The organism is Mesorhizobium sp. M4A.F.Ca.ET.022.05.2.1, assembly GCF_003998845.1.
GTDB lineage: Bacteria > Pseudomonadota > Alphaproteobacteria > Rhizobiales > Rhizobiaceae > Mesorhizobium.
The window spans coordinates 1-7399 of sequence record NZ_RZOJ01000298.1; the positions used below are offsets into that span (position 1 = coordinate 1).

The window sequence follows — 7399 nt, forward strand, 5'->3', positions numbered from 1 at the left end:
CTCCATCCGCGAGACCATCGAGTGCCTGCGCGAGCTCGGCGCCGAGGTGGCGGCGGCCGCCTGCATCATCGACCGTTCGGCCGGCAAGACCGATGTCGGCGTGCCACTGGTCGCGCTCGCCGAATACGAGGTTCCGGCCTATCCGGCCGATCGCTTGCCGCCCGAACTGGCCGCCATCCCGGCCGTCAAGCCCGGCAGCCGCAACATCTGATGCCGCCATGCGTGAAAACAAGCGCTTGAGCGCGTTGCCTGAATCTCCTCGGCAGCGACGCCCGCTGACCGCGGCGCCGCGCTGAAGGGCTTGAGTTGGCGGGATAAAGGCGCCGTCTCCACAAATCCGCCGTGTTTCTAATATGCTCGGGCGGCGAGACGCGGGCCCGGACGTTGTCCTTCGGCCGGCGTGTCGCTATATCAAAGTCGCTGTTGCCTTCGGGCGGCCTCGAAGCGCAAGATATGGCTATCGCCTGCCGGCTCAGGTCGCCGGAACAGCTGGTGTTGGGTACTAGGAACCGGAACAGAGTGCTTTTTCGACGCCGCAAGCCTGACGGCCTTTTCGAGCGGGTGCGTACCTATCTTTGGCCGCGCCGCTCGTTCTCACGCTCGGTGCAGTATTTCTCGAAGCGCATCCTGAGGCTGAAGGCCACTCCGCATGCCGTCGCCGCCGGCGTCGCGGCCGGCGTTTTCGCCTCGTTTTTCCCGCTCGGCTTCCACTTCGTCATCGCAGCGGTGTTGTGCTGGGTGATTGCCGGCAATCTGGTGGCGGCGGCGCTCGGCGCGGTGTTCTTCGGCAATCCTTTGACCTTTCCGCTGCTCTGGGGCGCATCCTGGGAAACCGGCAAGCTCATCCTGCATGAGCGACTGCCCAAGCATGGGCCGCCTGAGCACCTTGGGGAAATGATGCACACGCTTTCGTTCGCGAAATTGTGGCATCCGGTGCTGGAGCCGATGCTGATCGGCGCGGTACCGCTCGGCCTCGTCTTCGGCCTGTTCTTCTACGGCATCACCCGATGGGGCATGACCGTCTTTCGCGAGCGACGCAAGAAGCGCATGGCCGAGAGGGCGCGCAAGGCCACGCAACATGGACATGGCGGACGGGAAGTCCCCGCGGAATGATCATCGGCATCGGCAGCGACCTGATCGACATCAGACGCATCGAGAAGTCGTTGGAGCGGCACGGCCAGCGCTTCATCCAGCGTATCTACACCGAGGTCGAGCAGGCCCGGTCGGAGAACCGGGCCGCCCGCGCGGCCTCCTATGCCAAGCGCTTCGCCGCCAAGGAGGCCTGCGCCAAGGCGCTGGGCACCGGCATGGCGCATGGCGTCTTCTGGCGCGACATGGGCGTCGTCAACCTGCCCGGCGGCAAGCCGACCATGGCCTTGACCGGCGGGGCGGCGGCGCAGTTGGACAAGATTCTGCCGAAGGGACATAGGGCGGCGATCCATCTCACCATCACCGACGATTTCCCGCTCGCTCAAGCCTTTGTGATCATCGAGGCGTTGCCCGCCGAAGAAGCGCCACATTGATTGCTTCTGACCTCCGGCTGACGTTGCCCAGCGCGCGCCGAGACTCTATACCAACCAACGCACAATCGAGGACGACATGAGCGTGGCTGAAAAATCCGAGAAGAAATCCGGCGGGCTTGGCGAAACCGTCAGCGTCATCATTCAGGCGCTGCTGCTCGCGCTGGTCATCCGCACCTTCCTGTTCCAGCCCTTCTCGATCCCATCCGGATCGATGCGCCCGACCTTGCTCGAAGGCGACTATCTCTTCGTCACCAAATGGTCCTATGGCTATTCGCGCTATTCGCTGCCCTTCGGTCCCGACATCTTTTCCGGCCGCGTCTGGAGTTCCGAGCCGAAGCGCGGCGACGTGGTGGTGTTCAAGTTCCCGCCGGACCCGTCCATCGACTACATCAAGCGCGTCGTCGGCCTGCCCGGCGACAAGATCCAGGTCAAGGACGGCCAGGTCTTCATCAACGGTGTCGGCGTGCCGCGCGTGAAGACTGGCCAGATCGACAATCCGGACATCACCGAAGAGCCTCAGCCGATCGATGTCTATCGCGAGACCCTGCCCAACGGGGTCAGCTATGACACGCTCGACATCAATCCGAATTCGATCGGCGACAACACGCGCGAGTTCGACGTGCCTCCCGGCCACTATTTCATGATGGGCGACAACCGCGACAATTCCTCCGACAGCCGCTTCACCGTCGGCTTCGTGCCGGCCGAGAACCTTGTTGGCCGAGCCAACATCGTCTTCTTCTCGATCGCCGGCGGCGCCAGCCCGCTAGAGATCTGGAAGTGGCCGTCGCTGATGCGCGCCGCGCGCATGTTCCATTTCGTCAGCTAGGTGATGGCGTCAACCAAGCGGCTCACTGCCGACGCGCTCGCCGAAGCGCTCATGCAGCGCACCGGCCATGCCTTTGCCGACCGCCAGCGGCTGCAGCGGGCGCTGACCCATGCCAGCGCCCGTTCGAGCCATGCCGGCGTCGACTATGAGCGCTTCGAATTCCTCGGCGACCGCGTGCTTGGCCTCGTCGTGGCCGACATGCTGCTCGCGGCATTCCCGAATGCGGCCGAGGGCGAGCTGTCGCTGCGGCTGAACGCCCTGGTCAATGCAGAGGCGCTGTCCGAGATCGCCGAGGAGATCGGCCTGCCGGACCTGATCCGCGCCGGCTCGGACGTGCGCGGTCTCGATGGACGCAAGCGCGTCAACCTGCGCGCCGACGCGCTGGAATCGCTGATCGCCGTGCTCTATCTCGACGGCGGCCTGGATGCGGCCCGCGCCTTCATCCACCGCTACTGGCAGCCGCGCTCGCAGGCCATCGGCGCTGCCCGTCGCGACGCCAAGACCGAGTTGCAGGAATGGGCGCACCAGGCAGCAGCGGGCGCCGCGCCGGCCTATCGCATCGACGGCCGCGAGGGGCCGGACCACGATCCGCTGTTCACCGTCAGCGTCAAGGTCGGCCAGTTCGCTCCGGCCATCGGCAGCGGCCGCTCCAAGCGCGAGGCCGAGCAGGCGGCGGCTGCGGCGCTGCTGATGCGCGAGGGTGTCTGGCTGAATGAAGGAAGCGCGGCATGAGCGAACACGCGGCCCCGGCGGGCGAGGCCCCCGCGACGCACTCCGGCTTCGTTGCACTGATCGGCGCCCCCAATGCCGGCAAGTCGACGCTGGTCAACCAACTGGTCGGCGCCAAGGTGTCTATCGTCACCCATAAGGTGCAGACCACCCGCGCCATCGTGCGCGGCATCGCCACGCATGCGAACGCCCAGATCGTCTTCGTCGACACGCCCGGCATCTTCAAGCCGAAGCGACGGCTTGACACGGCGATGGTGACGACCGCCTGGGGCGGTGCCAAGGACGCCGATATCGTCGTGCTTCTGATCGATGCCGAGCGCGGCATCAGGGGCGACGCGGACGCCATCCTCGACCGGCTGAAGGACGTGCGGCAGCCGATGCTTCTGGTCCTCAACAAGGTCGACCGTGTCAAGCCGGAGACGCTTTTGGCACTTGCGGCGACGGCGAATGAGCGCGTGCCGTTCAAGCGAACTTTCATGGTTTCCGCGTTGACCGGCTCCGGCTGCAAGGACTTGCTGGACTATCTCGCGGAAACCTTGCCGGCTGGCCCCTGGTACTATCCGGAAGACCAGATCTCCGACCTGCCGATGCGCCAGCTCGCGGCCGAGATCACCCGCGAGAAGCTTTACCTGCGACTGCACCAGGAACTCCCCTATTCCTCCCACATCGAGACCGAGAAATGGGAGGAGAAGAAGGACGGCTCGGTGCGCATCGAGCAGGTCATCTATGTCGAGCGCGACAGCCAGAAGAAGATCGTGCTCGGCCACAAGGGCGAGACCATCCGCGCCATCGGCCAGGCGGCGCGCATGGAGATCGCAGCCATACTCGAGCAGAAGGTGCACCTCTTCCTGTTCGTCAAGGTGCGCGAGAACTGGGGCGACGACCCCGAGCGCTACCGAGAGATGGGACTGGAGTTTCCGCACTGAAGCAAAACGCGGCACCCCGGGGAGGGGCGCCGCGCTTGTTTGCTTATCTGCCTCAGGCAGCGGCGACGGAAAGCTGTGCCTGGGGTCGGCGCACGAAGCTCTCGGTGCCGTAATAGGCGACGATCGCCACCGCGATGACCGCCCAGATCGCCACGCCGATCCACTGCTGCTGCACGTAGTCGCCATCAACGAACACCTTGCCGAGGAAGCGCACGCTGTTCTGGTGCGTGACATGCATCAGGAAGGCGAGAAGCACGCTGCCGGTGTTCTGGTAAAGCCAGGTGAAGACGATCCCGGCCAGCACGACGTTGATCGTGCCGTAGAGGCTGAGGTCGCCGACCAGGCCGAGCGGGAAGTGCCAGATGGCCCAGATCACGCCGAGGATCAGGCTGCCGGCAAGAGCGGAATGGCCGGCGAGCAGACGTGGCGTGGCAACGCCGCGCCAGCCGGGCTCCTCGCCGAGCGGGCCGCTGAAGATCGCATAGAGGCCGATGATCGGCAGCATCTCGGAGAAGGCCGGAATGTTGCCCCAGGCAGGGGCTGCGGCAACGAACAGCTGATTGATCAGGATCGAGACGAGCTGCGCGCCAAACGGCAGTCCGAACGCGACCAGATACCAGAAGGTGCGAACCCGCCACTTCACCATGGAGGCGAGGACGGGCTTGACCGAAGCCCAGCCGCCGGCAAGCGCGGCGACGATGAACCCGGCGACCATCGGGCCGAAGGTGAACCAGGGAATGCTCTCGCCGCCGGAGAGCCAGAAGGGGATGAACGTCAGCCAGGTCAGGCCGAGCGCCAGCGAAAAGAAGGCGGTCAGCTGATGCCCCCGCACCAGGCTCGGGAAGGAAGTCACGGCAGGTCCTCTCATCGGGCGGATTGGCAATGAGAGGTCGGCTTGCCCGATGGGTCGACCACAGGATTGGGACCGGCCGCGCCGATCGACATGCCCGCATTTGGCGCCGGCGCGGGGGAAAATCCCGATCGGTTTCTGAGAAATTTCCGATATTTACGATTGGCAACAGTCCCGGCGCCACGCCCGGCCCAACCTTGATTTCGTCGGCCGATCGGTGAAATGCTCCCCCGCATGGAATGGCGCGACGAGGGAATCATTCTCGGCACCCGTAGGCATGGCGAAACCAGCGCCATCCTCGAGGTAATGACGCGCGCCCATGGCCGCCATCTCGGCCTCGTGCGCGGCGGCCGCTCGCGCAAGCAGCAGCCGGTGCTGCAGCCGGGCAATCGCGTCGATCTCCTGTGGCGGGCCCGCCTCGACGAGCATCTCGGCACCTTCCAGGCCGAGGCGATCGAGATGAACGCCGCTCGCCTGATGGACAGCGCCATCGCCGTCTACGGCCTGCAGACCATGGCGGCGCATCTGCGCCTGCTGCCCGAGCGCGACGCCCACGGCGCGCTTTACGAGACGCTTGCCGTCATGATCGCCCATCTCGACGATGCCGACGCGGCGGGCGAGCTGGTGGCGCGCTTCGAGCTGCTGATCCTCGACGAGCTCGGCTTCGGCCTCGACCTCAGCCAGTGCGCGGCGACCGGCTCCAGGCAGGACCTCGCCTATGTCTCGCCGAAATCCGGCCGCGCCGTCTCCCGCGCGGCGGGTGCCCCCTGGCACGACAAGATGCTGGCGCTGCCGGCCTTCCTGCAGCGCTCGGGCCCCCGCGCCGACCAGGCGGCGCTGGAGGACGCCTTCCGGCTGACCGGCTTCTTCTTCACCCGCCATGTCTACGAGCCGCGCGGCCTCGATCCGCCCGACGCCCGCGCCGGTTTCCTCACCGCGCTCAGACGGCATCATGCGGCCGGCAAGGCGATCGCCGGAGAGTAGCGCTTGCGCCTAGCCGGCGTTTTGCCGCTGCATGAAATCGTCGAGCATGGCGCGCTGGCCTTTCAGGATCTTGAGCCCGGCCTCCGGCAACGAAAACCACCCGGCCTTGTCCACTTCGGGGAATTCTTTCAGGGAGCCCGACTTCGGCGGCCACTCCATGGTGAACTTGTTGCTTCTGACGGCGTCCGCATCGACGTCCGATTCCACGCTCCATGCCGTCACGATCTTGCCGCCCGGCTGCCGATAGCTGCCGACCGGCTCGAAATGTCCATCGATCGCGATGCCGAGTTCCTCCACGGCCTCACGTCGCGCGGCTGCGAGTTCATCCTCGCTCTCGTCGACCAGCCCCTTCGGGATCGACCACGCCCCTTCATCCTTTCTTGCCCAGAACGGTCCGCCGGGATGGACAAGCAGAAATTCGAAAACCCCGCCGGTGCGCCTGTAGATCAGCAGGCCCGCGCTTCGCTGCGGCATTGGTCATCCTCATCAAGTCTGGCCGACACTAGCATGAGTACTTGCGGCACGTGCCACGCAAGCTCGCTTTGCAGGCTTATTCCTGGCCGCCTTGACACCGCGGCATTGGATAAAGGCAGCAAGCTGCTGGCATTTGGTCCTGAAACATGCTCGATCTTTGCTGTCGCCGATCCGGCGGCGCGTTTGCCTGGAGGAACCGGCCGTCTGGCCGCCGCAATTGTCAGTGACAACCGGCCTGGTTTGGGGGAACCGCCATGTTTGAAAGCCTGATCGGCCTTGCCGCCATCATCGCCCTTTTCGTCATCATCTCGCGCCAGCAGAGCCGCATCGGCCTGATCGAGCGCGAGCTTGGCGCACTGCGCAGCCTTGTGCTGTCGGGCGCCGTGCCGCCGGCCGCCAGGCTGGCCGAACAGCCGCAAGCCGACGGCAAGCCGGCCGAGGCGGTCACGGCCGAAGTCGCGTCTCCTCCTGTGGCGGATGGTGTGCCCGCCGAAGCGCCGGCGGCGCAGGCCGCCGCTGCCGTGGGCGAGGTCGTTTCCGGACCCTGGGCCAAGAACGAGGCGCCGACAGCGGCGGAACCTGCGGCAGGCCCCGCCGAGGCCGCACAACCGGCGAAGGCCGCGCGGCAGACCGACGTCGAGACCGCGCTCGGCACCCGCTGGGCGGTCTGGGTCGGCGGCATCGCGCTGGCGCTCGGCGGCCTGTTCCTGATCCGCTATACCATCGAAGCCGGCATTTTCGGCCCCGGCGTGCGCCTCACCATGGCCGGCATTCTCGGCCTGGTGCTGGTCGGCGGTGGCGAATTCATCCGCCGCACCGGCTTCAAGGTGCCAGTGCAGGGTGCCGCCGGCGCTTATATCCCGGCGATCCTGACGGCGGCCGGCGCCTTCATCCTGTTCGGCACCATCTATGCCGCGCATGGCATTTACGGCTTCATCGGTCCGGCATTGGCCTTCACGCTTCTTGGCGCCATCGGCGTCGCCACTATCTCCGCATCGCTGGTCCATGGCCTGGCGCTGGCCGGCATCGGCCTGATCGGCGCCATGGCGACGCCGGCGCTCGTCTCCTCTCAGGCGCCCAATCCCTG

Annotated in this window: 9 protein-coding genes and 1 pseudogene; 8 read left to right on the plus strand and 2 right to left on the minus strand. The window is 66.1% G+C overall.

Going from position 1 to position 7399, the window contains the following annotated elements; genetic code table 11:
- The 6 genes and pseudogenes from EN745_RS25190 to era form a co-directional block, all read left to right on the plus strand.
- Window positions 1–211, plus strand: a pseudogene (locus EN745_RS25190) (orotate phosphoribosyltransferase); the annotation flags it as partial.
- Window positions 212–519: 308 nt separating this feature from the next.
- A complete protein-coding gene (locus tag EN745_RS25195) occupies window positions 520–1113 on the plus strand; it encodes a DUF2062 domain-containing protein (RefSeq protein ID WP_126055717.1) in 594 nt (197 codons plus the stop codon).
- Window positions 1110–1523, plus strand: a complete 414-nt coding sequence (acpS, locus tag EN745_RS25200; RefSeq protein WP_126055716.1) for a holo-ACP synthase — start codon at window positions 1110–1112, stop codon at window positions 1521–1523. Before EN745_RS25195 ends, acpS begins: the two co-directional genes overlap by 4 nt.
- 76 nt (window positions 1524–1599) lie before the next feature.
- Complete coding sequence (lepB, locus tag EN745_RS25205) at window positions 1600–2349, plus strand: signal peptidase I (RefSeq protein WP_126055715.1); 750 nt, start codon at window positions 1600–1602, stop codon at window positions 2347–2349.
- Between the two features lie 3 nt (window positions 2350–2352).
- Window positions 2353–3081 carry a ribonuclease III gene (gene rnc / locus EN745_RS25210; protein WP_127422520.1) on the plus strand — a complete coding sequence of 243 codons (729 nt, stop codon included), beginning with the start codon at window positions 2353–2355 and terminating at the stop codon, window positions 3079–3081.
- Window positions 3078–4004, plus strand: coding sequence for a GTPase Era (gene era, locus EN745_RS25215; protein ID WP_126055713.1), 927 nt, complete (start codon window positions 3078–3080; stop codon window positions 4002–4004). The genes rnc and era overlap by 4 nt, the downstream gene beginning before the upstream one ends.
- Before the next feature lie 52 nt (window positions 4005–4056).
- Here era and EN745_RS25220 read toward each other — a convergent pair whose 3' ends face one another.
- On the minus strand, window positions 4057–4857 hold the full coding sequence (locus EN745_RS25220) for a type II CAAX endopeptidase family protein (RefSeq protein WP_127422521.1): 801 nt from the start codon (window positions 4855–4857) through the stop codon (window positions 4057–4059).
- Between the two features lie 231 nt (window positions 4858–5088).
- Here EN745_RS25220 and recO point away from each other — a divergent pair, with 231 nt between their 5' ends.
- Window positions 5089–5838 carry a DNA repair protein RecO gene (gene recO, locus EN745_RS25225; protein ID WP_126059164.1) on the plus strand — a complete coding sequence of 250 codons (750 nt, stop codon included), beginning with the start codon at window positions 5089–5091 and terminating at the stop codon, window positions 5836–5838.
- 9 nt (window positions 5839–5847) lie between these two features.
- Here the strand turns inward: recO and EN745_RS25230 are convergent, their stop codons facing one another.
- Complete coding sequence (locus EN745_RS25230; protein ID WP_126055711.1) at window positions 5848–6312, minus strand: NUDIX domain-containing protein; 465 nt, start codon at window positions 6310–6312, stop codon at window positions 5848–5850.
- 254 nt (window positions 6313–6566) lie between these two features.
- Between EN745_RS25230 and EN745_RS25235 the strand changes: the two genes are divergently transcribed.
- On the plus strand, window positions 6567–7399 hold an 833-nt coding region (locus EN745_RS25235; protein ID WP_145992125.1), incomplete at its 3' end, for a DUF2339 domain-containing protein.

Excerpts from the sequence above, each read along its gene's own strand:
- rnc (WP_127422520.1), top strand. The coding sequence starts at position 2,353 with ATGGCGTCAACCAAGCGGCTCACTGCCGACGCGCTCGCCGAAGCGCTC.
- era (WP_126055713.1), top strand. The coding sequence starts at position 3,078 with ATGAGCGAACACGCGGCCCCGGCGGGCGAGGCCCCCGCGACGCACTCC.
- lepB (WP_126055715.1), top strand. The coding sequence starts at position 1,600 with ATGAGCGTGGCTGAAAAATCCGAGAAGAAATCCGGCGGGCTTGGCGAA.
- recO (WP_126059164.1), top strand. The coding sequence starts at position 5,089 with ATGGAATGGCGCGACGAGGGAATCATTCTCGGCACCCGTAGGCATGGC.
- EN745_RS25230 (WP_126055711.1), bottom strand. The coding sequence starts at position 6,312 with ATGCCGCAGCGAAGCGCGGGCCTGCTGATCTACAGGCGCACCGGCGGG.
- acpS (WP_126055716.1), top strand. The coding sequence starts at position 1,110 with ATGATCATCGGCATCGGCAGCGACCTGATCGACATCAGACGCATCGAG.